The organism is Streptomyces sp. NPDC101393 (genome assembly GCF_044767385.1).
GTDB lineage: Bacteria > Actinomycetota > Actinomycetes > Streptomycetales > Streptomycetaceae > Streptomyces.
This window is the reverse complement of sequence record NZ_JBIWNU010000001.1, coordinates 843,197-867,830: the sequence shown is the minus strand read 5'-3', so window position 1 is coordinate 867,830 and position 24,634 is coordinate 843,197. Positions and strand designations below refer to the sequence as shown.

20 protein-coding genes are annotated in these 24,634 nt (G+C 72.3%); 14 read left to right on the top strand and 6 right to left on the bottom strand.

Annotation, left to right across the window (positions count from 1 at the left end):
- Nucleotides 1-239 precede the first annotated feature (239 nt).
- A complete protein-coding gene (locus tag ACIRQ7_RS03755; RefSeq protein WP_404259570.1) occupies nt 240-1,685 on the top strand; it encodes an NAD(P)H-quinone dehydrogenase in 1,446 nt (481 codons plus the stop codon).
- A gap of 312 nt (nt 1,686-1,997) precedes the next feature.
- A complete protein-coding gene (locus ACIRQ7_RS03750) occupies nt 1,998-2,984 on the top strand; it encodes a DeoR/GlpR family DNA-binding transcription regulator (protein ID WP_404259568.1) in 987 nt (328 codons plus the stop codon).
- Nucleotides 2,985-3,270: 286 nt separating this feature from the next.
- Here ACIRQ7_RS03750 and ACIRQ7_RS03745 read toward each other — a convergent pair whose 3' ends face one another.
- The gene (locus ACIRQ7_RS03745; protein ID WP_404260099.1) at nt 3,271-3,822 is read right to left on the bottom strand and encodes a TetR/AcrR family transcriptional regulator; all 552 of its coding nucleotides are present in this window, start codon (nt 3,820-3,822) and stop codon (nt 3,271-3,273) included.
- A 467-nt stretch (nt 3,823-4,289) separates the two neighbouring features.
- Here ACIRQ7_RS03745 and ACIRQ7_RS03740 point away from each other — a divergent pair, with 467 nt between their 5' ends.
- On the top strand, nt 4,290-5,474 hold the full coding sequence (locus ACIRQ7_RS03740; protein ID WP_404259566.1) for an alpha/beta hydrolase: 1,185 nt from the start codon (nt 4,290-4,292) through the stop codon (nt 5,472-5,474).
- Nucleotides 5,475-5,495: 21 nt separating this feature from the next.
- Here the strand turns inward: ACIRQ7_RS03740 and ACIRQ7_RS03735 are convergent, their stop codons facing one another.
- From ACIRQ7_RS03735 to ACIRQ7_RS03725, 3 genes are all read right to left on the bottom strand, one after another.
- On the bottom strand, nt 5,496-6,542 hold the full coding sequence (locus tag ACIRQ7_RS03735; protein ID WP_404259564.1) for a hypothetical protein: 1,047 nt from the start codon (nt 6,540-6,542) through the stop codon (nt 5,496-5,498).
- A 33-nt stretch (nt 6,543-6,575) separates the two neighbouring features.
- Nucleotides 6,576-7,037: a hypothetical protein gene (locus tag ACIRQ7_RS03730; protein WP_404259562.1), complete on the bottom strand. Its 462-nt coding sequence runs from the start codon at nt 7,035-7,037 to the stop codon at nt 6,576-6,578.
- Nucleotides 7,038-7,112: 75 nt separating this feature from the next.
- Nucleotides 7,113-8,882, bottom strand: a complete 1,770-nt coding sequence (locus ACIRQ7_RS03725) for an acetyl/propionyl/methylcrotonyl-CoA carboxylase subunit alpha (RefSeq protein ID WP_404259560.1) — start codon at nt 8,880-8,882, stop codon at nt 7,113-7,115.
- Nucleotides 8,883-9,379: 497 nt separating this feature from the next.
- Between ACIRQ7_RS03725 and ACIRQ7_RS03720 the strand changes: the two genes are divergently transcribed.
- The 11 genes from ACIRQ7_RS03720 (at nt 9,380) to ACIRQ7_RS03670 (ending at nt 22,379) form a co-directional block, all read left to right on the top strand.
- Nucleotides 9,380-9,868, top strand: a complete 489-nt coding sequence (locus ACIRQ7_RS03720; RefSeq protein WP_404259559.1) for a hypothetical protein — start codon at nt 9,380-9,382, stop codon at nt 9,866-9,868.
- Between the two features lie 825 nt (nt 9,869-10,693).
- Nucleotides 10,694-11,977: a hydroxymethylcytosylglucuronate/cytosylglucuronate synthase gene (locus tag ACIRQ7_RS03715; RefSeq protein WP_404259557.1), complete on the top strand. Its 1,284-nt coding sequence runs from the start codon at nt 10,694-10,696 to the stop codon at nt 11,975-11,977.
- Between the two features lie 55 nt (nt 11,978-12,032).
- Nucleotides 12,033-13,049: a cytosylglucuronate decarboxylase gene (blsE, locus tag ACIRQ7_RS03710; protein WP_404259555.1), complete on the top strand. Its 1,017-nt coding sequence runs from the start codon at nt 12,033-12,035 to the stop codon at nt 13,047-13,049.
- Between the two features lie 19 nt (nt 13,050-13,068).
- Complete coding sequence (gene blsF / locus ACIRQ7_RS03705) at nt 13,069-14,016, top strand: CGA synthase-related protein (protein WP_404259553.1); 948 nt, start codon at nt 13,069-13,071, stop codon at nt 14,014-14,016.
- Nucleotides 14,017-14,113: 97 nt separating this feature from the next.
- Nucleotides 14,114-15,346 carry an arginine 2,3-aminomutase gene (gene blsG / locus ACIRQ7_RS03700; RefSeq protein ID WP_404259551.1) on the top strand — a complete coding sequence of 411 codons (1,233 nt, stop codon included), beginning with the start codon at nt 14,114-14,116 and terminating at the stop codon, nt 15,344-15,346.
- Nucleotides 15,343-16,521, top strand: a complete 1,179-nt coding sequence (locus ACIRQ7_RS03695) for a DegT/DnrJ/EryC1/StrS family aminotransferase (RefSeq protein ID WP_404259549.1) — start codon at nt 15,343-15,345, stop codon at nt 16,519-16,521. Before blsG ends, ACIRQ7_RS03695 begins: the two co-directional genes overlap by 4 nt.
- Entirely contained in the window at nt 16,518-17,786 is a 1,269-nt protein-coding gene (locus ACIRQ7_RS03690) for an ATP-dependent carboxylate-amine ligase (RefSeq protein WP_404259547.1), read from the top strand. The genes ACIRQ7_RS03695 and ACIRQ7_RS03690 overlap by 4 nt, the downstream gene beginning before the upstream one ends.
- Before the next feature lie 102 nt (nt 17,787-17,888).
- A complete protein-coding gene (locus tag ACIRQ7_RS03685; RefSeq protein WP_404259546.1) occupies nt 17,889-19,136 on the top strand; it encodes an MFS transporter in 1,248 nt (415 codons plus the stop codon).
- 98 nt (nt 19,137-19,234) lie between these two features.
- Nucleotides 19,235-21,115 carry a hypothetical protein gene (locus ACIRQ7_RS03680; RefSeq protein ID WP_404259544.1) on the top strand — a complete coding sequence of 627 codons (1,881 nt, stop codon included), beginning with the start codon at nt 19,235-19,237 and terminating at the stop codon, nt 21,113-21,115.
- Nucleotides 21,116-21,154: 39 nt separating this feature from the next.
- Entirely contained in the window at nt 21,155-21,811 is a 657-nt protein-coding gene (locus ACIRQ7_RS03675; RefSeq protein WP_404259542.1) for a class I SAM-dependent methyltransferase, read from the top strand.
- Nucleotides 21,812-21,860: 49 nt separating this feature from the next.
- Complete coding sequence (locus tag ACIRQ7_RS03670) at nt 21,861-22,379, top strand: nucleoside 2-deoxyribosyltransferase (RefSeq protein ID WP_404259540.1); 519 nt, start codon at nt 21,861-21,863, stop codon at nt 22,377-22,379.
- A gap of 46 nt (nt 22,380-22,425) precedes the next feature.
- Here ACIRQ7_RS03670 and ACIRQ7_RS03665 read toward each other — a convergent pair whose 3' ends face one another.
- On the bottom strand, nt 22,426-23,037 hold the full coding sequence (locus tag ACIRQ7_RS03665) for a nucleoside triphosphate pyrophosphatase (RefSeq protein ID WP_404259538.1): 612 nt from the start codon (nt 23,035-23,037) through the stop codon (nt 22,426-22,428).
- 43 nt (nt 23,038-23,080) lie between these two features.
- Complete coding sequence (locus ACIRQ7_RS03660; RefSeq protein WP_404259536.1) at nt 23,081-24,565, bottom strand: peptidoglycan D,D-transpeptidase FtsI family protein; 1,485 nt, start codon at nt 24,563-24,565, stop codon at nt 23,081-23,083.
- Nucleotides 24,566-24,634 lie beyond the last annotated feature (69 nt).

Sequence of the window (24,634 nt, the reverse complement as noted above, 5' to 3'; positions counted from 1 at the left end):
GAGGGTACGGGAGGTTATCGGGTGGACTCCGGTACGGGAGATTCGCACACCGGCCCCGGGGGATTCCGGAACCGGCCCGGACGCCGGCCGGGCCGGACCGGGAGGACTCCGGAGCGGCCCGGGAGCGGCCCGGGAGCGGCCCCGAGGTGGCCCCTGACGGGTCCCCGGGCGACCCCCGTAGGGGTCCCTGGAGGGCTCTGCCGCCCCCCGGGGAGAACGGATCAACGGCGTGCGGGACAATGGAGTACGTGACTCGGATCGTGATCATCGGTGGCGGACCCGGCGGATACGAGGCGGCCCTGGTGGGCGCCTCTCTCGGCGCGGAGGTGACCGTCGTCGATTGCGACGGTCTGGGCGGGGCGTCGGTACTCACCGACTGCGTCCCGTCGAAGACTCTTATCGCGACGGCCGAGGTGATGACGACCTTCGACTCCTCGTACGAGGAGCTGGGCATCATCGTCGAGGACGACACGCCGCACATCGACCGCCCCGCGCGGGTCGTCGGCGTCGACCTCGGCAAGGTGAACCGACGCGTCAAACGCCTCGCGCTCGCCCAGTCCCACGACATCACCGCCTCCGTGACCCGGGCCGGCGCCCGGGTGCTGCGCGGCCGCGGCCGCCTGGAGCCGGGGCAGTCGCCGGACGGCTCGCGCCGGGTGACGGTGACGGCCGCCGACGGAACCGAGGAGACCCTGGTCGCGGACGCGGTGCTGGTCGCCACCGGCGCGCACCCCCGCGAGATCCCGGACGCGCTGCCGGACGGCGAGCGGATCCTGAACTGGACGCAGGTCTACGACCTCAACGAGCTCCCCGAGGAGCTCATCGTGGTCGGTTCCGGTGTCACCGGCGCGGAGTTCGCCGGCGCCTACCAGGCGCTCGGCTCGCGCGTCACCCTCGTCTCCTCCCGCGACCGGGTGCTGCCCGGCGAGGACCCGGACGCCGCCGCCGTCCTGGAGGACGTCTTCCGGCGCCGCGGGATGAACGTCATGGCCCGCTCGCGCGCCGCCGCCGTCAAGCGCGTCGGCGACCGCGTCGAGGTGACCCTGGCGGACGGCCGGGTGATCACCGGTTCGCACTGCCTGGTGGCCGTCGGCTCCATCCCGAACAGCGAGGGCATCGGCCTGGAAGAGGCCGGCGTCAAGCTCAAGGACTCCGGCCACATCTGGACCGACAAGGTCTCCCGCACCACCGCCCCCGGGGTGTACGCCGCGGGCGACTGCACCGGTGTCTTCGCGCTCGCGTCGGTGGCCGCGATGCAGGGCCGGATCGCGATGTACCACTTCCTGGGTGACGCGGTCGCGCCGCTGAACCTCAGGACCGTCTCCGCGAACGTCTTCACCGACCCGGAGATCGCCACCGTCGGCTATTCGCAGGCCGACGTCGACAGCGGCAAGATCGACGCCCGCGTCGTGAAGCTCCCGCTGCTGCGTAACCCGCGCGCGAAGATGCAGGGCATCCGGGACGGCTTCGTGAAGCTCTTCTGCCGCCCCGGCACCGGCATCGTCGTCGGTGGCGTCGTCGTCTCCCCGCGGGCCAGCGAGCTGATCCACCCCATCGCCCTCGCGGTCGACAACAACCTGACCGTCGAGCAGATCGCCAGCGCCTTCACGGTCTACCCCTCACTCTCCGGATCGATCGCCGAGGTCGCCCGCCAGCTGCACACCCGCAAGGCGGGCAACGAATAGGGCCTGTCCGGCGGGCGGGATGCCGGGGGTTGTGGCGAGAGGGAATGTTTGTGCCCCTGCTGAGCAATTGGGATGAAATGCGCACCCCGTCCCGGGGGCGCCTCCGGGGCGCGTCCGGGGCGTGACCGAGGCTTCGCCGGACGGCCGCGGACGTCTCGCCGACGCTGCTGACCAGGCGTCAAGCGTGCGGCGTCGGCCGCGAGTTCGACATATGCGCGGCGCATACCACGGCACGGTCCGCCGCGTGTACAACTTCCGTTAATTGGTGCAACCTGCTGAAAACAGACGGTCGTTGGCGTTACTGTCAGTTTCGTGTTCGCTGCAGAACGTCGCCAATTGATCCTCGAAATGGTGCGCGCGAACGGAGCGGTCTCGCTCCGGGAGCTCGCCCGTGTCGTCCAGACCTCAGAAGTAACCGTACGGCGGGATGTGCGGGCGCTGGAGGCGGAGGGACTGCTCGACCGCCGGCACGGCGGTGCGGTCTTGCCGGGTGGTTTCACCCGGGAGTCCGGTTTTCCACAGAAATCCCATCTAGCGACCGCGGAGAAGACGGCCATCGCCGATCTCGCCGCGGGCTTCGTCGAGGAGGGCGAGGCCATCGTCGTCGGAGCCGGGACCACCACCCAGGAGCTGGCCCGCCGGCTCGCCCGGGTGCCCGGCCTGACCGTTGTCACCAATTCCCTCCTTGTCGCCCAGGCGTTGGCCCATGCCAACCGCGTCGAGGTCGTGATGACCGGCGGCACCCTGCGCGGCTCCAATTACGCGCTGGTCGGCAGCGGTGCCGAGCAGTCCCTCCAGGGGCTGCGGGTCTCCCGTGCCTTCCTGTCGGGCAGTGGTCTGACCGCCGAGCGCGGTCTGTCCACCTCCAACATGCTCTCCGCCAGCGTCGACCGTGCGCTGGTGCAGGCGGCGGGGGAGGTGGTGGTGCTCGCCGACCACACCAAGCTCGGTTCCGACACGATGTTCCAGACCGTGCCGACGGACGTGATCACACGCCTGGTCACGGACGAGCCGCCGGGCCACGACGACCGGGCCGCAACGGAGTTGCAGGCGCTCGCCGACCAAGGGGTACAGATCGCCGTCGCCGGCCCGGCCGCCACCGGACACGGCCACGGCCAGCAGGGCGCGGAAGGCCCGGCGGGCGACCGCCGGGGCGCCCGGCGGGACGTCCCGCTGCCCGGCCAGCGGCGCAACCACCCGCCCGGCGGCGGAGGTCCGGCGCCACAGCTGCGCTCGGCCGCGTCGCTGTCGGACGCACCGGGCGGCCGGGTCGCCGACCTGGCGCCACGGCGCCGCTGAGCGGTCGGGCGGCGAGGGGCGGGGCGGCCGGGCGGGCCGGTGCCCCGCCCGCCCGGTCAGGGCGCCGGCGGGCCGGCCCCGATCCGGGGCTCCGGCGCCCCGGTGGCGCCTGAGGGCTGTCGTGTGGATCACGCCGGGCCCGCGGGGTCCGGCACGCGCATCTGCCGCGTTGTCGTCCCTCAGCAACGCTCCGCGTCGCCTCCATCCTCCGCCGTGCGGCTGCACGCACCGGACCCCGCTCCCTGATCCGGCGTGATCCGAACGGCAGACCGGCAGACCGGCAGCCCTAGTGCTCGGCCTTGAGGCCGCTCAGGGTGAGGGTCAGCAGCCGGTCGGCGAGCTGCGGGTCGTCCGGTGACTCCTCGGCGGCCAGCGCGATGCCGTTGGTCAGCTGCATCAGATCGCCGATGCTCACATCGGGGCGTACGGCGCCTGCCTTCTGGGCGCGGGACAGCAGCGCGGCGCCCGCCTCGTGCATCGGGACGCTGCACCGCGCCATCCCCGAGTTCTCGTCGGCCGACGCCGCCATCAGGGCGCGCGACAGGCCGCGGTAGGTGCTGGCGTGCCGGATGATCGCACGCAGCCAGTCGACCAGCGCGCTGCACGGCTGCGGCGCGTCCGCCAGTTCCAGGGCGTGTGCCAGCAGTGCGTCGACCTCGCCCTGGAAGACCGCGCCCATCAGGGCCGTGCGGTTGGGGAAGTGCCGGTAGAGAGTGCCGATGCCGACTCCGGCGCGGCGCGCGATGTCCTCCAGCGAGGTGTCCGTGCCGTGGTCCGTGAAGGCCGTACGGGCCTCGATGAGCAGCCGGTCGTAGTTGCGGCGCGCATCGGCCCGCATCGGGCGGACGGCGGGTGCGGATGTCTGCGCGGCCTGTGCGGGCGTGCGTGCGAGCGCCACGGAACTCCGTTCGGCGCGCTGCTGCCCTGCCGTCTCGGTCGCCATTGCCGTCCTCCCTCGACCGGGCCGGTCCCGGCCCGGTGCGTCCAGGATGCCATTGCCCAACCGGAGCTGTCCTCCGCGTAAGTCTCTGGTGCCCCGGCGCGGGCGGACCCGTCGCCGTCTGCCCGCCCGGTCCGGTGGACGGCGGGCGACGGGCGGATGACGGCCCGGCCTACTGCGGCGGGCGGGCGGCCGAACACCGCCGAGCGGCGCAACGCAGGCCTCCCCTTCCCCATCAAACCTGGCGCAATGCGGTCTTCCGGTGGCGTCCCGCGACGTCCGCCGGCGGCCGCTGGAGAACGCCGCGGCGGCCGGTCGAGGGGACACCCGGGCCGCACCCGGCGTGCGGAAGCCGGAGAACTCTCATGGGACTGACCAGCGGGTCACTGTTGTGCGTCACGGCTGCCGTCGCCGTGGCCTGCGTGGGGCTCACCCTGTGGCTGTGGCCACGGTTCGCCGGCCGCGGGCCGCGGGCGCTGCTGGGCCGCCTCGGCACGATCGTCGCGACCCAGCTGACGATCGTCGCCGCGCTCGGCCTCGCGGTGAACGCCAACTTCCAGTTCTACACGTCCTGGCACGAGCTCCTCGGCCTGTACGACGACGCTCCGGGCGCCGTCGGCAAATGGGGTGACGGCGGGACGGCCGGCCCCGTGGGGGACCCGTCGAAGGGCCTCGTGCAGCCCTCGGGCCCCGAGGGCCTGGACAGGGTGCACGGGCTGCCGAAGGGGCCGCCGGAGCTGGCGGGCAGGGTCGAGGCGGTACGGATCGTCGGGAAGCGGACGCGGGTCGTGGACACCGCGTATGTCTCGCTGCCGCCGCAGTACTTCCAGCCGCAGTACGCCCGCCAGCGCTTCCCCGTCGTCGTCGCGCTCAGCGGCTACCCGGGCGGGACGTTCCTGCTGGCGCAGCATCTGCGGATCCCGCAGACCGCCGCCGGCCTGATCCGGTCCGGCCGGATGCAGCCGACCGTCATCGTGATGCTGCGGCCCACCATCGCGCCGCCGCGCGACACCCAGTGCGTCGACGTGCCGGGCGGTCCGCAGGCCGAGACCTTCTTCACCCGCGATGTGCCGGACGCCCTGAAGGCCCACTACCGCGTCGGCCACGACCCGGGCGGCTGGGGCGTGCTGGGCTACTCCTCGGGCGGCAGCTGCGCGCTCCAGCTCGCCCTGCGGCACCCCCGCACGTACACCGCGGCGGCCGCACTCTCACCGGAGTTCCGGGTCGCCAACGACCCGACCACCGGCAACCTCTTCGGTGACGGCAAGGACCGGATACGCCGACGCCAGGAGCACGACCTGATGTGGCGCCTGCGCCACCTGCCCGTCCCCCGGGTGAACGTCCTCGTGGGCACCAGCCGTTCAGGGGAGAAGAACTACCCGGCGGCCGCCTCCTTCCTGGACGCGATCCGTCCCCCGATGAAGGCCGAGGCGATCGTCCTCGACCACGGCAGCCACAACTTCGCCACCTGGCGCCGCGAACTTCCCGCCGCGCTCCGGTGGATGAGCCGGTCCCTGACGTTCCCGGAGGATGTGGTGGGCACTTCGTGAGGGGTGGCCGGTGGGCCGGGTTCATTGCCCGGCGGGCGTGGGGTCGGGTGGGGGGAGCCGGTAGGTGTCGAGGGCGGCGGCCCGCTCGTGGTACGGGCGGCGGTGCAGGGTGGACACCAGCCGCCACATGCGCCGCTCGTCCGCCAGCCGGTGCGGCAGCACCAGCCCCAGCGCGGCGGCGAGCGGCCCGCGACCGGCGTTGACCAGGGCGCGTACCGCTGCCGCCCACTCGTCGGTGGCGTTCACCGCGCAGCGGTACCAGAGCGGCAGCAGGGCGGTGAGCGCCGCCGCGGTCCCGAGCAGCGCGGCCGCTTCGGCGCCGTCGGAGGCGAGGGCGGCCAGGGCGAGGACCGCCAGTGCGGCGTGCCCGTAGAACAGCGCGACGAAGAAGTCCGCGTTCGTACGGGCGAGTTCGGCCTGGCGGCGGATCTGTTCCGGTGCGGTGCCGGTCAGCTCGTTCCACAGCACCTGGGTGTCCAGCCGGAAGCGGTCGTGTCCGTACTCCTCCAGGCGGCGGACGGCATTGCCGAGCAGGGTCGGGGCGATCTGGTCGTCGTCGATGGGATAGCGGCTCAACCGCTCGCCGAGCAGCGCGCGCTGGGCGGCGGTGCGTCGCAGGTCCCGGTGGGCCGTACGCGCCAGGCGCGGGTCGGCGCGGAGCCGGGCGAGCTCCTCGGCGTCGGCGGCCGGCAGCTCCGGGCCGGCCGTGCGGGTGCGGCGTTCGAGCCGCAGGAGGGCGATGCGGTCGGCGAGGCGCCGTTTGGCGGCGCGCTGGCGGACGCAGCCGCGGGCGTACGCCGTGGAGGGCCACAGGGTGTAGCCCTCCAGGACGCGGTAGAGCGGGGTCGCCAGGGCGTTGAGCACCAGCCCGAGGAGGAGCGCGGCACTCAGCAGCAGGAGGGCGGCGCCGGTCCCGGTGGCGGGCCAGAGGCGTTCCGCGGGGGCGCTGTGGCGCAGGCTCGGTGCGACGAGGACGGAGAAGACGGCGAGGTTCAGGGCGGTGGGCAGGATCCAGCCGACGATCAGCGTCCACGCGCCGCCGAGGACGCTCTTGGCGATGTCACCCACGGGAGCCGCACACCCCTCCTGCGGCTCCGCGCCTCACCACTCGTCTTCCTTGTCGTCACCGAAGGGCGGCCCCGGCGGGGTGTTGCCGTGCACGGGGCGAACGCGGTAGGAGACCCCCTGATCTCCGTCCTGGATCACGAAGACACTGCCGGCGGAGCGGTGGTCGGCGGCGGTCGGCGCCCCGTCGGAGGCGGCCAGGCGGTCCACCAACTCCCGCAAGGACGTGGTGAGTTCGGGGGAATCCTGCAGCAGGTGGAGCAACCTCCGCCGCCACCGCGCGAGCAGGCCTTCGACGGCGTCCGGACCGCCGTCCTCCTGCGCGGCGGCGTGGTCGTCGCTGAGGGTCTCGAGTTCGCGGTTCAGCGCGTCCCCGCCGCTGCCGTGGGCGATCACACGGGCGAACTCCTCCCGTACCCAGGACCATTGGTCCGTGTCCGACGCGGCGATCAGCTGCCGCGCCGCGGCGGTCGCCAGCGCCACCAGTTCCGCTTCCATGCGCCCATTGAAACGGGCGGACCCCCGGCACTCAAGTGCCCAGGGCCCGCCCGTGACGGGGTGACGACGACCGCGTCAGTCCTTGATCTCGCAGATGACGGCGCCGGAGGTGAGGGCGGCGCCGACCTCGGCGGTCAGGCCCTTGATGGTGCCGGCGCGGTGGGCGTTGAGCGGCTGTTCCATCTTCATGGCCTCAAGGACGACGACGAGTTCGCCCTCGGCGACCTGCTGGCCTTCCTCGACGGCGACCTTGACGATGGTGCCCTGCATGGGGGAGGCCAGCGCGTCACCGGAGGCGGCGCTGCCGGACTTCTTGCCGGCCTTGCGCTTGGGCTTGGCGCCACCGGCGACCGCGGCGCGGGCCAGCGGCATGCCGAGCGAGGAGGGCAGCGACACTTCGAGGCGCTTGCCGCCGACCTCGACGACGACGGTCTCGCGGGTGTCCGCCTCGGCCTCGTCGCCGCCGGGGGTGGCGAAGGGCGGGATGTCGTTGACGAACTCGGTCTCGATCCACCGGGTGTGGACCGTGAACGGCGCGTCGCTGCCGGTGAGTTCGGGGCCGAACGCCGGGTCCTTGACGACCGTGCGGTGGAAGGGGATGGCGGTGGCCATGCCCTCGACGGTGAACTCGTCCAGGGCGCGGGCGGCGCGCTGCAGAGCCTGCTGGCGGGTGGCGCCGGTGACGATCAGCTTGGCGAGCAGGGAGTCCCAGGCCGGGCCGATGACCGAGCCGGACTCCACGCCCGCGTCGAGGCGGACGCCGGGGCCGGTGGGCGCGTCGAAGCGGGTGACGGTGCCGGGGGCCGGCAGGAAGCCGCGGCCCGGGTCCTCGCCGTTGATGCGGAACTCGAAGGAGTGGCCGCGCACGGCGGGGTCGTCGTAGCCCAGGGCCTCGCCGTCGGCGATGCGGAACATCTCGCGGACCAGGTCGAGGCCGGTGACCTCTTCGGTGACCGGGTGCTCGACCTGGAGGCGGGTGTTGACCTCGAGGAAGGAGATGGTGCCGTCCTGGCCGACGAGGAATTCGCAGGTGCCGGCGCCGACGTAGCCGGCTTCCTTGAGGATGGCCTTGGAGGCGCGGTACAGCTCGGCGTTCTGCTCGTCCGACAGGAAGGGTGCCGGGGCCTCCTCCACCAGCTTCTGGTGGCGGCGCTGGAGGGAGCAGTCACGGGTGGAGACGACGACGACGTTGCCGTGGGTGTCGGCCAGGCACTGGGTCTCGACGTGCCGGGGGCGGTCGAGGTAGCGCTCGACGAAGCACTCGCCGCGGCCGAAGGCGGCGACGGCCTCGCGGACGGCGGAGTCGTAGAGCTCGGGGACCTCTTCGAGGGTGCGGGCGACCTTCAGGCCGCGTCCGCCGCCGCCGAAGGCCGCCTTGATGGCGATCGGCAGGCCGTGCTCCTTGGCGAAGGCGACGACCTCGTCGGAGCCGGAGACCGGGTCGGCGGTGCCCGCGACCAGCGGCGCGCCGGCGCGCTGCGCGATGTGCCGGGCGGCGACCTTGTCACCCAGGTCGCGGATGGCCTGCGGGGGCGGGCCGATCCAGGTGAGGCCCGCGTCCAGCACGGCCTGGGCGAACTCGGCATTCTCCGACAGGAAGCCGTAGCCGGGGTGGAGGGCGTCCGCGCCGGAGTCGGCGGCGGCGGCGAGAACCTTGGCGATGTCCAGGTAGCTGGTGGCTGGGGTGTCACCGCCCAGGGCGTATGCCTCGTCTGCCGCGCGGACGTGCAGGGCATCCCGGTCCGGGTCCGCGTAGACCGCTACGCTCCCGATCCCTGCATCCCGGCAAGCACGGGCAACACGAACAGCGATTTCGCCACGGTTCGCGATGAGCACCTTGCGCACGATGGATCCTTCCTTGGCGCTTCGCCGCAACAATTTGAACGACGCGAGTTTAGGGACTGGCAACACCGCGTGCCGACCCGTTCCCGGGCGTGACCTTTCCCACACAGAGTGTGCAGGGGGTGCCAGTGAGAGGCCAAAGGCCCCTGTCACCCCAGGGTAGGCCCGGATTCCTGAACTCCGGCTCAAGCCCGGGTGTGGCCTAGGTCTCTGCCTGGTGGCGTCCTGCGGATCGTCAATTCTTTGTGGAGTCCCTACGAATGGACGAAGGAAACTTTGCGTGCGGCTGCGAGGGGCGACCGGCCCCCGACCCCGCGCGCGACGCCGCCGTCCCGTCCGGCCTCTTCCCCTACTCGTGCACATCCCGCGCACATCCCGCGCAGACCCTTGCCCCGGCTATTACCGATTAGTAGCGTGCGCGATGTCTTCTGTACTGGCGGTAACCGGCGTTCCCTGGGGGCGCGCGGAGGCCGCGCGGAGTTCGGCAACGACGGAAGTGGGTGGGTGGGGTGACAACGGCGCGCAGACCGGTGGCCTTGGCGGCGGCGGTGATGCTGATCCTGGAAGGGTTCGGGATCGTGCTGCTCAACTGGATCCTCAGCATCGTCGTGGACCGGCAGCAGATGTCCCTCGCCGGGCTCCAGCCCCGCGCGATGTCCGCCGGAGCGTGGATCGCCGGCGGCCTCTTCGGCGTCTACCTGCTCTTCTGCGCCGGTGTCCTGCTGCGCTGCGCGCTGCGCGACCGCGCCCCCGGCGGCTTCACCCGCATCGTGCTCATCAGCTGCGCGGTCATCCACGGGGTGCTCGGCGCATTCGCCGTCGGCCTGGTCGGCTGGGTCGCGTTCCTCGCCATGATGGTGGTGCTGGCACTGCTCGTGCTGACGCTGGTGGCGTACGGCGAGGCCCACCGGGCCACGGCGGGGAACGGTGGCCCGGAGGGGAACGGCGCGGGCGGCAACGGCGCGGCTCCGGCGCCCACCTCGGCCTGACCGGCGCGGGCGACTCGCACCGGCCGCCCGGTAACCCGCCCGCGTTCGCGTGAATTCGCCCGCGTCCGCGTGGCGCCGGCTTGTCGGCCAGGTGCCCAGCATCTGGCGCGCTGCCCTTGGCCGTCGGCGTCCCGTCGTCTGCGGTCGGCTGTCCGTCGTCGGCGGTTGACCGATGGTTTGACGCCATCGGCGCGTGACGGGGGCGAATGCGGGCGGCAATACACGGAGCGCCATGGGCCCCAGGGCCACGCCGGCACTTCCTCGGCCCAGGTGCTGACCGCCCTCGCGCAGGTGCTGCGGCTGGACGCGCCCGTGCGGGCGCCCCTGGCGTACGCCGAGTTGAGTGGGGTTCTGGCCGACTTCGGGGCGGGCGCCGCGAGCGTGCCACGGCGGAAGCCGCGGCCACCGGACGGGTGGTCCCGGGCGCCACGAGGAACGCCGCCCCTCGGAGGACGGAGCCGGCCTCGGCCGCGCCGGACCCGGCAGCGGGAGCGCCTCTGCGGAGGCCTGCACGGACCGCGGTGCCGCGATGTGTCCTGCGCATGGCGTCGCCGTCCCGCGCGTCATCCACCGCCCGGCCGGTACGGGGCACCGGTCCGTAGGGGGACCGCCCGGCGGCGCCGAGGCGTCGCGCGGGGCCGTGGCCGGAGCATTGGCGCGGAGCCACTGTTGCACATGGGATGCAGTTGCTTGATTGGCTCAATAGTGCCCGTGGGCACCCTTGCGTCCCGGTTCCGTCGTCTATGAGCATGGCGTCCCGTCCGGATTCCGAAACCGGACGTCCGTCGACCCAGGGGCAAACTCCACGAAGGGTTCGATCACGTAATGGAGCATCACTTAAGCGATATCGAGCACGACCCGGGCGGTGTGGCGGGGACCATCGCCGTGGCGGGTGCCGAGTTCGGCTGGGGCAGTACCGGCAAGTTGAGCGCCGTCATCGCCGCGCTCCGGGCGCGTTCCCCGCGGCCCCTGAGATTCGTGGGGCTGGCCTCGCGGCTGAGCCGTACGCTGCTGGCCGAGCACGGCATCGACCGCTGGTACGACGTCGCCGTGGACGACCGGAAGGCCGTCGCCGAGGTGGTGCGGCAGGAGCGGATCGTTGCGGGGCTGGTGGTGCTGGAAGGCCCGGCGGCCATGGCCCTCGAAGGCGCCGAAGTCCCCACCGTGTTCGTCGACAGCCTGCCGTTCCTGTGGACGGAGGGGGACCGCGCCGCCCTCCCGATGGACGTCTCCGTCTACTGCGCGCAGCGCTGCGTCGACCTCCCCGCGGAGTGCCGGGGCGTGCTCGCCTCGATCGGCAATCTGCGGTGGGTGGAGGCGGTGGTCTCGGCGGCCCCCTCGGCGTCCGCACCGGCCCCGTCCGAGCAGGCGCCGATGCGGCGGGCGCTGGTGAATCTGGGCGGGCTGCGGTCGCCGACGCTGGGGGACTGGACCTGTTACCCGCGGGTGGTGGTGCCCGCCGTGCTGAGTGCCCTCGCGGCCTTCGGCGTACGCGACGCGCATGTGGCGGGCAACCTCCCGGAGGCGTTCCGCGCCGAGCTGGAGGCCGTGGCGGGCCCGGTCGGCGGGGCCGGGGCGGCGGGCGGTGCGGACGCGGCGGGCGCCGCGCGAGGTGAACTGCGCGTCACCTACGGGCCGTTGGGGCACCGCGAGTTCCTGGACCGGCTGGCCCGCGCCGATGTGCTGCTGACCTCACCCGGCCTCACCACGCTGCTGGAGGCCGGCGCGCTGGCCAGGCCCGTCGTCTGCCTGCCGCCGCAGAACCTCAGCCAGATCTTCAACGGCCGCTTCCACAGCAGCGCCGTCGGGGCGGATGTCCGGGTGCGCTGGCCCGCGGAGGTCTTCTCCGAGGAGCGTGTGCTGGACGACCGTACGACGGCCGAGGAAGCGGCCCTGCGGGTGATCTACGGCGGCATCGCGGACGCCGTGCGGGACGCCGGGCGCGTGCGGCCCGCCGTCCGCGACGGGGTGCTGGCCGCGCTGCGGCGGGCCCGGGACGGCGCCGACTGGCGGGGGCTCGCGGACACCGTCGGCGCCGCGGGTGCGGCGCAGGTCGCCGACCATGTGCTCGCCCTCGTCCTACGGACACCGACCGCTGCCCGCAGCTGAACGGCCGGCCGCGGAGCGCGGCCGTCCCCGGCCCGGCAACAGGAGGGTTTTCCTCATGACGGCACGTCATCAGAAGCGCAATCCTGCCCACGAACGCCAGCGGTATCTGTTCATCCGCATTCTGGAAGCCTGTAATGCGGATTGCTTCATGTGTGAATACGCGCTGTCCCGCGACGGCTTCCGATTCTCGGCGGAGGATTTCGCGCAGCTGCTGCCGCGGGCCGCCGAGGCCGGCGTCGGATACGTACGCTTCACCGGCGGCGAACCGCTGATGCACAAGGACGTGGTGGAGCTGGTGCGCCTCGGCAGCGCCGCCGGTATGAAGATGTCGCTGATCACCAACGGCATGATGCTGCCCCGGCAGGTCGAACGACTGGCCGCCGCCGGACTCGCCCAGGTCATCGTCAGTCTCGACGGCGGATCGGCACGGACGCACGATGTCTACCGGCGCTCGCCCGGCATGTTCGACAACGGGCTGAGCGGCCTGCGGGCGGCCGCCGGGCTGGGGGTGCTGCCGCGCGTCAACAGCGTGGTGGGGCCGCACAATTACCGTGAGATGCCGCAGTTGCAAAAGGTGCTCACCGAAGCGGGCGTGCACCAATGGGAACTGTCCGCGCTGAAGCTCGAACGCACCATTCGCTATCCCGATCCCGACCATGTGCGGGCCGTGTGCGATCCGCTGTACGACGCCGATCCCGAGAAGCTGCTGATTCCGCTGGGAAAGCGTTTCTACGGTGATACGCCGGAGGAGCAGCAGCGGTATTTCGGCGAATCCGTCACCCCGCGGGCCGCCGGTCCGCAGTGCCATGTGGTGGACGACGTGATCTATCTCGACGGCAAGTACGGCCGGGCGTACGCCTGTAGCTGCCTGCCGCACCGCGAGGGCGAGGAGCTGGGCGGCGCGCCGCTGCGTGAGGGCGGCGTCATCCGGCTCGACACCCCGACCTTCCGCGCGCACGTCGACTTCTTCCGCGAGGAGGGCCCGCGCAGCTGCAACGGCTGCTCCACCACGGCCGCCGGCTACAGCGACGACGTCGCCCGGCTGGGCTCCGCAGAGCCGTGGCAGTACTGACATGACGGGAGCGAGCGACATGCCCGCATCAGGCCGGCCACTCCCGCCGGCGCGCGGCCCCGCACCGGCCCGGCAGCGCGTCCTGCTGGTGGACGATCCACGGCGGCTCGACTCGCTGACCGCGTGCCGCCGGATCGCCGCCCATCTGCCGGAAATGGACCTCCTGCGCGCCGCGGACCGGACCGCCACCGCGGACGCACCGCCGCCTGACGCCGCGCTGGTCTGCGATCTCCCGGACGCCGCACGGGAGTTGACCGAACAGGGCGTCCCGGTCGTGTATCTGCACTCCGGGCATCAGGCGGAGCTGCCGGCCACGGCCGCGGCGGTCCGCCTGCTGCACGTACCTGCCTGGCTGCCGGGACCGAAGCCGGCAGGCGGGGCCGGGGTGCGGTCCACGGGGCTGCTCGCGCCCGCCCGGCTGGCCCGGAGCCGGTCCCGCGCGGGGTGTCTGCTGCTGGTGTCGGCGTACGGCGTGCGCGCGGCGGACCTCACCGGGATCGCGGCCCGTACGCTGCGGCCGCTGGCCGAGGAGGCGGCGGGCCGGACCGGGCGGTGCGACGTGGTGTGCGACGTCGGCACCGAGCACGTACGGGAGGCGCTCGCCCCGCTCGCGCAGGTGCGGGTGCGGCCCGCCGCGGAGGTGGATGTCGACGCGCTGCACACCGAGGCCGCGGTGTTCCTCGCCTCACCGACCCTCACCGCGCTCTCGCTGGCGCAGCCCCGCCGCGCCCCGCTGGCCTTCCTGCCGCCCCTGGGCCCCGCGCAGGCGGATCTGGCCCGCCGTACGGCGCAGATCGCGCCGGTCGGCACGGTCGGGGACGCGTGGGAGCCGGGCCGGGGGCCGCTGTACGCGCCCGATGCGCCGTCCCCGTGGAGCGGGATCGACGCCGGTGCGGACGATCTGCGCGGTGCGCAGCGCGTCGCCCGCAGCATCCGCCAACTCGCCCTGGCGCCCACGGCGTTCTGAGCCGCGCCGCCCCACCGGAAGCAGTACCCGCCACCCGTCCGCCGCCCGAGTTCCCATGACCGCTGAGTTCGTACGGACCGGAGAGCAGATGTCCCCCATGAGCACAGAGACCGGCCAGATTCCGCCCGACCGCACCGCGGGTGCCGCCCGCACACCCCGCGGCGACATCTCCGATGAGCAGTGGAACGACTGGCGTTGGCACATGCGCAAGCGCATCACCAACGTGGACAAGGCCCGGCAGTGGATACACCTGACCGCCGACGAGGAGAAGGCGATAGCCGAATCGGCGGGGAAATACCGCTGGTCCCTCACGCCGTATTACGCCTCGCTGATGGACCCGGACGACCCGCGCTGCCCCGTCCGGCAGCAGGCGGTCCCCGCGCTGGGCGAACTCATGGAGTTCAGCGGCGCGGAGGTCGATCCGGTGGGCGACATGTTCTACCGCAAGACCAACCGGGTGGTGCACAAATACCCGGACCGGGTGATCATGCTGATCACCGAGGCGTGCCCGGTCTACTGCCGGCACTGCACCCGGAAATTCCACACCACCGATGTCGACGGTACGTACTTCGAGAAGAACGAGGGTGAGGATTTCGCGGAGGATCTGCGGTATATCGCCGACCACCCCGAAATCCGCGATGTGCTGCTGACCGGCGGCGACCCGCTGTCCTACCGGGACGGCAAGCTGGAAGAGATCATCTCCGGGCTGCGTGCCATCCCCAGCGTCGAGATCATCCGGATCGGCAGCCGCTTCCCCGTGCTGCTGCCGCAGCGCATCACCGACGACCTGTGCGACATGCTCGCCCGCTACCACCCGGTGTGGCTCAACACCCACTTCAACCACCCGAAGGAAATCACCCCGGAGGCCGAGCAGGCCGTCGACCGGCTGCTGCGGCACGGCATTCCGGTGGGGAACCAGACCGTCCTGCTGCGCGGCATCAACGACGAACTGCCCGTCATGCGCCGCCTCATGACCGAGCTGCTGCGCATCCGGGTGCGTCCGTACTACCTCTACCACTGCGACAACGTCACCGGCGTCTCGCACTTCATGACCTCCATCGAAAAGGGCTGGGAAATCATGGAGGGGCTGCAGGGGCACATCACCGGATTCGGCGTTCCGCAGTACGTCCTGACCACCCGGCTCGGAAAGATCCCGATAGCCGAGCCGTATTTCCGGCAGACGCCGGACGGACTGGTGCTCCGCAATTACCGCGGCCAGGAAATGCTGGTCGATGACGCCGCATATCCCCTGGCCGAGGCCACCCTGCGGGCGGCACGCCGCGAAACGGCCGAAAACCGTACCGACGGCACGGAGGGCGGCGGACGATGAGCCTCGACAAACGACTGGGACAGCGGTTCCTGCCGTACGGCGCCAACTACCTCGACTGGTCCGACATGAGCGAACTGCAGTACGCCATCGAGCAAGGCGTCCTGTTCCGCTACCAGACCGAGAACGAGAGCATGGCCAGCCGCCTGGAGCGCCGGGTCGGCGAGGAACTGGGCGCCGCGCATGTCCTCGCGGTGCACAACTGCACCGAGGCGCTGCGGCTCGCGCTGGTCTCGACCCGGCCGCGGGCGGGGGACACCGTCCACATCCCGGCCGTCACCTTCGTCGCGGTGGCCGGCGCCGTCCTGGCCACCGGCCTGATCCCGGTGCCCGTCGACGTCGACGACCACTTCGCGCTGGACACCTCGCTGCTCCCGCCGGATGCCCAGCGGGTCATCGTCGCGCACATGGAGGGCGCCGTCTCCCCGCTGCCCGACGGCGTGCCGTACGTCATCGAGGACGCGGCGCAGGCCCTCGGCGCGTCCTTCCCCGACGGCCGCCGCACCGGCACCCGCGGCTACGCCGGGGCGTTCAGCTTCCACCACAACAAGGTCCTCACCTCCGGCGAGGGCGGCCTGCTGGTGACCGATGACCCGGCGGCGTGGGAGACGATGCGCTGCTATCACGACCACGGCTCCGCCCGGCAGCCCGGCCGCTACCCGACCTGGAATGACGACGCCTACTACGGCGAGAACTTCGTCACCAGCGAAGAGGTCGCCGCCATCCAGCTCCAGCAGTTCCGCCACCTCGACCAGGTCCTCGGCGGCCTGGAGCGGCACTACGGCCTGGCGTTGCAGGAACTGCCCGACCGGCCCGACATCGGACTCCTGCCGCGGTCGGCCGGCGACGCCAAGATCAGCCTGCGGTTCCGGATGGAGAGCCGGGAGCTGCGCGACCGCGCGGTGGCCCGCCTCACCGCCCAGGGCATCGCCAACTGGACCCTCAACAAATACCTGCTCCCCGAACACCCGGTGCTCAAGGGGCGCCGCTCGCTCTACGCCGACGGCTTCCCCTGGAACCTCGCCGAGAGCCACCCGCGCGCCCTCTCCCGCGACGGCTTCGCCCGCACCCGCGACCTCCTGGACCGCACGCTCTGCGTCCCGCTGTCACCCGAACTCGCCGAAGCGGAACAGGTGGTGGCGGCCAAGGGCCTCCGGCAGGCCCTGGAGTCGCTGTGAGTGCGGCACCGGGCACCGCCCTGCTGATGGCGGACGACAGGGCCTGCTCCTTCAGCCGTTACGCGGCCCGCGAGCGCGCCGAGGGGCTGGTGCTGCTGCGCTTCGAGGAGGCCCGCGCCGACCTCTCGCCCGACTACCTCCGCGAGACCGCCCACCTGCCCGCCTTCTGGGTGCGGCAGGACGTACCGCTGGAGGTGGAGGCCCGCCGCTACCGCACCTGGGTGGCCGGGCAGCCGGTCCGGCCGACGCGCTTTTGCAACACCTCCGAGCCCCGGCAGGAACTCGCCCAGCGGTTCGCCGCACTGGCGGGGCTGCCGCACCTGACCGGGCAGCAGGTGCGGTGGGTGCGGGACAAGGCCGCCATGAAGGACAGGTTCCGGGATCTGGGACTGCGCACCGCCGCGTACGCGCGGGTGCGGGACGCCGCCGGGGTGGCGCGCTTCGCGGCCGTGCACGGATGGCCGGTGGTGCTCAAGCCCGTCGACTCCTTCGCCTGCGTGGACACCTTCCTGCTGCACGGCCCCGCCGACCTGCGGGAGGCGGAGCCCTCCTTCGGCGCTGCCCGCCGCTGGATGGTGGAGGAGTATCTGGGCGGCACCGAATGGGAGGCCTGCGCGCTGATCCTCGACGGTGCGGTGCTGGACGTCTGGCCCAGTGCGATGCCGTGCCGGCCGCTGGACATCGTGGGCGGCGCGATGAACGCCAACATCAGCATCGGCACCGGGCCCGGCCCGACGACGGACACGGCCGCGCTGATACGGCGCATCGTGACGGGGATGGGCATCGATCACGGCTATCTGCACATGGAGTTCTTCGAGATCGACGGCCGGGCGTACGCGGGCGAGGTCGGCATCCGGCCGGCCGGCTGCGAGATCACCGCCAACCACGGCCACGCCTACCGCTTCGACGTCTTCGGCGCCGCCCTCGACGTCTACACCGGCCGCCGGCCCGCGCTGGAGTACGGCGAACGGCGGTGCGTGGGCGATCTGCTGCTGCCGCTGCCCCGTAGCGGCACGGTCGGCGCGCTCACCTCGCGCGCCGAGCTGCTGCGGATGCCGGGAGTCATCGAGGCGGTCCTGCGGGTGGCGCTGGGGGAGCGGGTCACCGCGCGCCGCGCCTCGCACAACTCGTCCGGATATGTGCATATCGAGGGCGCCACCTCAGCCGAGGTCGAGGCACGGATGCGGGGGGTGCTGGAGCGGTTTCGCATAGAGGTCGCCCCGGCGGATGGCCGGCAGCAACGGGAGCCGGCCGACGCGCCATGAACGACGCCCGGTGAACGACGCCCGGTGAACCATGCGCCATGAACGACGAGCAACGCACGACGAGCAACGCACGACGAGCAACGAACGGAGAGCTGAGCAGCGATGATCGGGATGTCCCGGCGGTTCTTGCGATTACTCACCCGCCGGCAGGTGGCCGGGCCCGCGTGGTGGAGCGTCGTCTCCCGGCTGCCCGTGTATCTCATGTCCCTCGCGATGGTCCTGGTCGTACGCGAGCAGGGCGGCAGCTATCCGCAGGCCGGAATGGTGTCCGCCTTCTACACCGTGGGCATGGCCCTGGGCAGCCCGCTCGTCGCCCGCCGTATCGACCGCACCGGCCGCCGCGGCGTGCTGCTCACCACGGGCCTGGTCTACCCCCTCGCCCTCGCCGCCCTCGTATGGGGCACCGCTCCCGGCACCCCCGGCCAGCTCGCGCTCGCCGTCATCGCGGGCGTCTCGCTGCCGCCCGCCAACGCCTGCATGCGCTCCCTGTGGGCGCGCCTCCCGCTCCGGGACGAGGAGCGGGAGACCGCCTACCTCTGGGAGGCCCTGCTGACCGAACTGCTTGTCATCGGGGCGCCGTTGATGCTCGCCGCCCTCATGGTCACCGGATCCGCGGGGCGGGCGCTCACCGCCGTCGCCGTGCTCGGCGGCATCGGCGCGCTCGGGCTGGCGCTCACCCCGCTCCCCCGGGAAGTGGCCGACAAGGACCGGGCGGCACGCGCGGAGCGCGGCGCCCGGCGCGGCGGGGCCGGCCCGCTGCGGGACCCCGGAATGCGGGCGCTGACGGCCGTCATGGCCGCCTCGGCCGTGCCGATCGGCCTGATGACGCTGGCCATTCCGGCCTTCGTCGACCGGCACGGCACTCCGGGGCGCACCGGTGTCGTCTACGCCTGCTGGGGCATCGGCAGCGCGCTGGGCGCCCTGTGGCTGGGGCGCGCCCAGTCGGAGCGGCCGGTGCACCGGCGCTTCCCCTGGCTGCTGCTGGCGTACGCGGCCGGAACCGCACTGCCGCTGCTCGCCGGCTCCGAACTCACCCTGGCGCTGGCGCTGGCGATCGGCGGCGCGCCCATCGCGCTGGTGTCGGCCGGCGAGATGTCCCTGGTCAGCACGTTGGCGGACAGCCGGCTGCTGACCGAGGCGTTCACCTGGGCGTCGCTGGCCACCGTCGTGGGGGAGGCGGCGGGCCAGCAGGTGGGCGGGCTGCTCATCGATCCGCTGGGGCCGCACGGCGTCTTCGCGGTCGCGGTGGGCGTCTCGCTGGCCACCGCGCTCGGCGCGTTCGCCTGCCGCGGCCTGTTCGCGAAGGGGGCGCTGCCCGATCCCACCGCACTCAGCCCGCAGCAGCCCTAGGCCCCGAGGCCCGAGGCCGCGCCCCGCGCACTCCCGCCGTACCCGGCGGCAAACCCCCGCTCTCCGTACACAGAACACCGAGGACAGAGGTCACCCTGATGCACTCCGCCGACACCGAAGCGCGCACCCCCGCCCGCCGGTCCCCCGCCCACCCGGCCGTCTTCCGGCCGGTCGCCACCGAGCAACTGCCGTCGGCGGTCGGGGAGTTCCTGACCGCCCCCGCCGAGCTGCCGGTCCCGGTGCTGGTGGACGGGCGGGACGACCTGGCGCGGAGCATCGAGCTGGCGGGGCGTCTCTACGACCGCACGGCGTCCCCCGCGCCCCTCGACCACGGCGTGCTCCTCGGCTCCGATGAGCTGCCCGACGGGCTCGCCGAACTGGCCGGACCGCTGGCCAGGACGTGGCTGACGCCCGCCGACCTCGCCCGCTTCGGCCAGGACATCCACGGCACCCTGCTGGTCATCGGCACCTACCGCACGCTCTGTCTGGACCCGGTGCGCGAGCTGCTGCAGCGCACCTACCGGGCCGACGGGGTCGGGCTCTCCTTCCTCAGCGGGCGCGATCCGCACTCCCTGCTGTGGAACGTCGCCAAGCAGTACGCGGACACCGACGACACCCTGACCCGGCTCGGGCTGTTCACCGACACCGACCGGCCCGCCGCCGCCCACGACGTACGCGTCTACGACGACCGGGACTTCGAGCGCATCGACATCCAGGCCGAGATCCTCGACAACCGCTGGCGCAAGGTCGTCTTCCAGGGCCACGGCAAGGACGACAGCATCAACCTCGGCGAGTTCACCATCTGCGGCCTCAACCCCGTCGCGCCCCGCACCGCCGACCTGCTCGGCCCGCGCTGCGCCTACGGCCTGCCCTGCTACAAACCGGAGGACAAGCTCGTACCGCTCAACCGGGTGGCCGCCGCCGAGGTGGTGCTCAGCGCCTGCAACAGCGGGCCGCTCGCCGACCTCGCGCTGTACGACCCGCGCTACCAGATCCTGCTCAACGCCCTGGACGGCCCGGCCCGTACGGTCGTCTCCGCGGTGTCCGTGCACGACTCGGACCGCCCCGAGAACGCCGCCTGGATGCGTGCCGCGCCCACCGGCTCGGACTCCGTGGACACCCTCAACGCGAGCCTCGCCGGATCCCACCCCTACCCCGCCTTCATGCGCTTCGGCCTGCCGGGACCCGCCGACCCCGACCGGCCCGCCCCCCGGCTGTCCGACCACCGGCCCGACGAGCTGCTGCTGACCGTCGGCACCCGGCTCACCGCGCTGCTCACCGGGGAACTGCTGCCGCACAACCAGCCGTTGCGGCCGCGCCTGGCCAAGCTCGCGCGCAAGGTGGACCTGTGGGTGGCGCGGCCCACGCATCTGGCCGACCAGTCGGACAGCGAGATCCGGGCCTCCCTCAAGGCGGACCTCCAGTCCCTCGACCACGTCATCGCCCAGCAGGTCGCCGAGAACCCGGAGACCGAGCTGATGAACTACCCCGCGCACTTCGGCGACCGCAGCCGTCTCGACGAGGACGTCGCCGAGGTGGTGTGCCACTGCGGCCGTCCCGCCCAGCAATTCACCCGGCGCGGTCTGCTGCCGCACGTCCTGGACACCGTCTGCGTGGTCTGCCTGCGCTGCGGCGATGTGACGTTCCGGGTGCCGCGGGCGCCGGAGCTGCTGGCGTACGCGGCGGACGAGGTGCCGGCCGGCGGCGCCTTGGAGGTGCGGGCCGAGCTGCGGGCCGCCCGGCCGGGGCCGGTGCGGCTGGGGCTCTTCGTGCCGAGCTATCTGCGCGAGGACACCGTCGTGGAACCGGCGATCACCAAGGTCAAGGGATCCGGCACGGAGGCCAGGGACGTGACCTTCCAGGTGCGCTTCGCCGCGGACACCGCCCCGCAGGCCTACTACTTCACCGTCTTCGCCGTGCAGGACCTGGCGGTCTCCACCGCCCGGCGGCACTTCGGAGTCGTCCCCCGACGGGGCTGACAGCCGTCCGCCCCGATCCGTCACCCAAGGAGGACAGGTATGGAGCACGCCCCGACCGGCGGCCCGCCGCAGGCCGCCCCGCCGCAGCCCGCCCCGCCCGAGGTCGCACTGATCGAGACGAACGGCGAGGTGACCCTGAGCATCGGCGGCGAACAGGCCATGCAGGCCTGGGAGCGCGATCTGATGTGGGCCAGTGCCGACATGCTGTGCCGGCACGGCCAGGACTTCTACGAAGTCGGCCTGGGCCTCGGCCTGTCGGCGCTGCGGATCGCCGAGCACCCCGCCACCCGCCGGCACACCGTGCTCGAACTCTTCGACGAGGTGGAGGAGTTGTTCCGCTCCCAGCACCCCGAACTGCCACCCACCCTGGGCATCGAGCGCGGTGACTTCTTCCGGCGGATCCACGAACTGCCCTCGGAGAGCATCGACGGCATGTTCTTCGACCCGGCGCTGGACATGGACGTCTGGAAGGACGCCGAGCTGTGGTCGCGGTCGATGGCCGAGGTGGTCCGGGTGCTGCGGCCGGGCGGCGTCTTCATCCCGTTCTTCAGCACCAAACCGGAGCTGAGGTGGCAGTACGTCGACCACTTCCGCACCATCACCGTCGAGCGGCACACCTACCAGGCCTACGACACCACCGAATACACCTACGGAACCAGCGGCAACGCGTACATCCAGTGCTTCCACAAGGACTGAAGCGCCAGTGCCCCGTACCCCTCGTATCCCGTCACCCGGAGGTCAATCGGTGAGCGTGTCCCCGAGCCGTGAAACGGACGCCGCACTCGAAGGTGTGCACAGCGTCTTCCTCGCCGGCCCCTTCATGGGGCTGGTCGATCCGGAAACCGGCCGGATGCCGGACGCCGGCTGCCTGCCCTTCGCCGTGCTGATCGAGCACTTCGAGAAACAGGGACTGGAGGTCTACAACGCGCACCGCAGGGAGGCGTGGGGCGCCGAGGTCATTCCGCCCGACCGGTGCACCGCACTCGACCAGAAGGAGATCGAGAAGGCCGACGTCTTCGTCGCCATCCCGGGAATCCCGCCCTCGCCCGGCACCCATATCGAGATGGGCTGGGCCAGCGCCTTCGGCAAGCCGATCGTGCTGCTGATGGAGGAGGGCAGGGACGAGGACTACGGCTACCTCGTACGGGGCCTGCGGTCGGTGGCCACCGTCGAATACGTCCGCTGCACCGATATCCCCGCGGCCGTACCGGAGATCGACGCGGCCATCCGCCGGGCCGTCGACCGGCTGCGGACGGCCGTCTGACGCGGCGGCGTCCGGGCGGGAGGAGACCCTGCCCGGACGCCGCCGCTCAGGTCCACAGATCGGTGATCGCGACATCCAGCCCGGCGAGCAGCTTGCGCAGCAGCGGCAGCGACAGGCCGATGACATTGCCCGGGTCGCCGTCGATACCGTCGATGAAGGGGGCGGAGCGGCCGTCGAGGGTGAAGGCGCCCGCGACGAACAGCGGCTCGCCGCTCTCGACATACGCGGCGATCTCGGCGTCGGTGGGCTCGCCGAAGCGGACGGTGGTGCCGGCGGTGGCGGAGACCTGACGGCCGGTCGCGGTGTCGATGACGCAGTGGCCGGTCTGCAGCACGCCGGAGCGGCCGCGCATCGACTTCCAGCGGGCGGTGGCGTCCTCGGCGTCGGCGGGCTTGCCCAGCGCACGCCCGTCCAGCTCCAGGACGGAGTCACAGCCGACCACCAGGGCGCCGGCGGCCTCCGGGCGGCCGGCGACGGCGGCGGCCTTGGCCTCGGCCAGCACCCGCGCCAGCTCGCCCGGCGTGCCGGCGGTGATCGCGTCCTCATCGACACCGCTGACGACGACCTCCGGCGCCAGCCCGGCCTGCCGCAGCAGGGCCAGGCGGGCGGGGGACTGGGAGGCGAGGACGAGGCGGCGGGGGCGGGGCTCTTCGGTCATGCCCGCCATCGTACGGAGGTCCGGAGCCCCCGGCGGCCCCGGACTACTTGCCGAGCACGGCCTCCATCACTGACTTGGCGATCGGACCGCCGAGCTTGCCGCCGGCGATCTCGGAGCGGGGGATGTCCATGTCCTTGGGGTCGACGAACACGGCGACCGCGACCGGGGAGCTGCCGTCGCTCTTCTTGGCGTACGAGACGAACCAGGCGTAGGGACGCTCGTCGTTGACGTCGGCGCCGTGCTGGGCGGTGCCGGTCTTGCCGCCGACCGTGACGCCGTCGATCTTCGCCTTCGATGCGGTGCCCTCGTCGACGGTGTACTCCATCATCTCCTGCACTTTCTTCGCGGTGGAGGCGGAGACGGCCTGCGGGTCCTTCGGGTGCAGCGGCGTCGGCTCGAACTTCTCGATCGTCGACAGGTCGGGGCCGCGCAGCTCGTCGACCATGTACGGCTTCATCACCTTGCCGTCGTTGGCGAGCCCGGCGGTGACCATCGCCATCTGCAGCGGCGTGCTGGTCAGGCTGCCCTGGCCCATGCCGGTCAGCGCGGTCTGCGGCTGGTCGAGCTTCTCGGGGTAGGTGCTGGCGGCCGAGCGGACCGGGGTGAACTGCTGCTTGTTAAAGCCGAACTTCTCCGCCGTCTCGCGCATCTTGTCGGTGCCGAGCTTGTGGGCGGCGTCCAGGAAGACGTTGTTGCAGGACCACTGCATACCGGTCTTGAGCGAGGCCTTGTCGCAAGGGGCGGAGCTGATGTCGTTGCCGACCTGGGTGCGGGTCTGCGGGAGTGTGTAGGGCGCGGGGGCACCGGAGGGGGCGTCGATGTCGCTGACCGTGCCGTGTTCCAGGGCCGCGGCGGCCGTGAGGATCTTGAACGTCGAGCCGGGGGCGTAGACCTCGCGGGTCGCGCGGTTGCTCATCGGCTTGGACTTGTCGCCGTCCAGCTGCACGAACTTCTTGCCCTCGGCCTCGGTGATGCCGGCGAACGACGACGGGTCGTACGAGGGGGTGCTGGCCATCGCCAGGATCTTGCCGCTGCCCGGGTCGAGGGCGACCACGGCGCCCTTCGCGTCCAGATCGGTCAGCCCCTTGTAGGCGGCCTTCTGGGCCTTCTCGTCGATGGTGGTCAGCACATCGCCGCCGCGCGGCTTCTCGCCGGTCAGGACGGCCTGTGCCCGGTTGAAGAACAGCCGGTCGTCCTTGCCGCTGAGGACGTCCTGGTAGACGCCCTCCAGGAAGGTCGGGCCCTGCGCCTGCGAGGCGTAGCCGGTGATCGGGGCGTACATCGGGCCGTTCTTGAAGGTGCGCTTGTACTTGAAGTCGCCGTCGGTCGCCACGGAACCGGTGATCGGCTTGCCGCCCACGATGATGTTGCCGCGCGGGTAGGAGAACGCCTCGATCTTGACCCGGCGGTTGTTCTTGTCCTTGGCGAGGGCGTCGGCCTGGATGAACTGGACCCAGGTCGCCCGGACCAGTAGGGCGAGCACCAGCACCCCGCAGAAGACGGCTATGTGCCTCAGCGGCCTGTTCATCTGACTCCCACTCCCGACGCGGGCCAGGTGGTGGCCCCTGCCCATCGGGCGGGTGCCCGAATTGCGCTG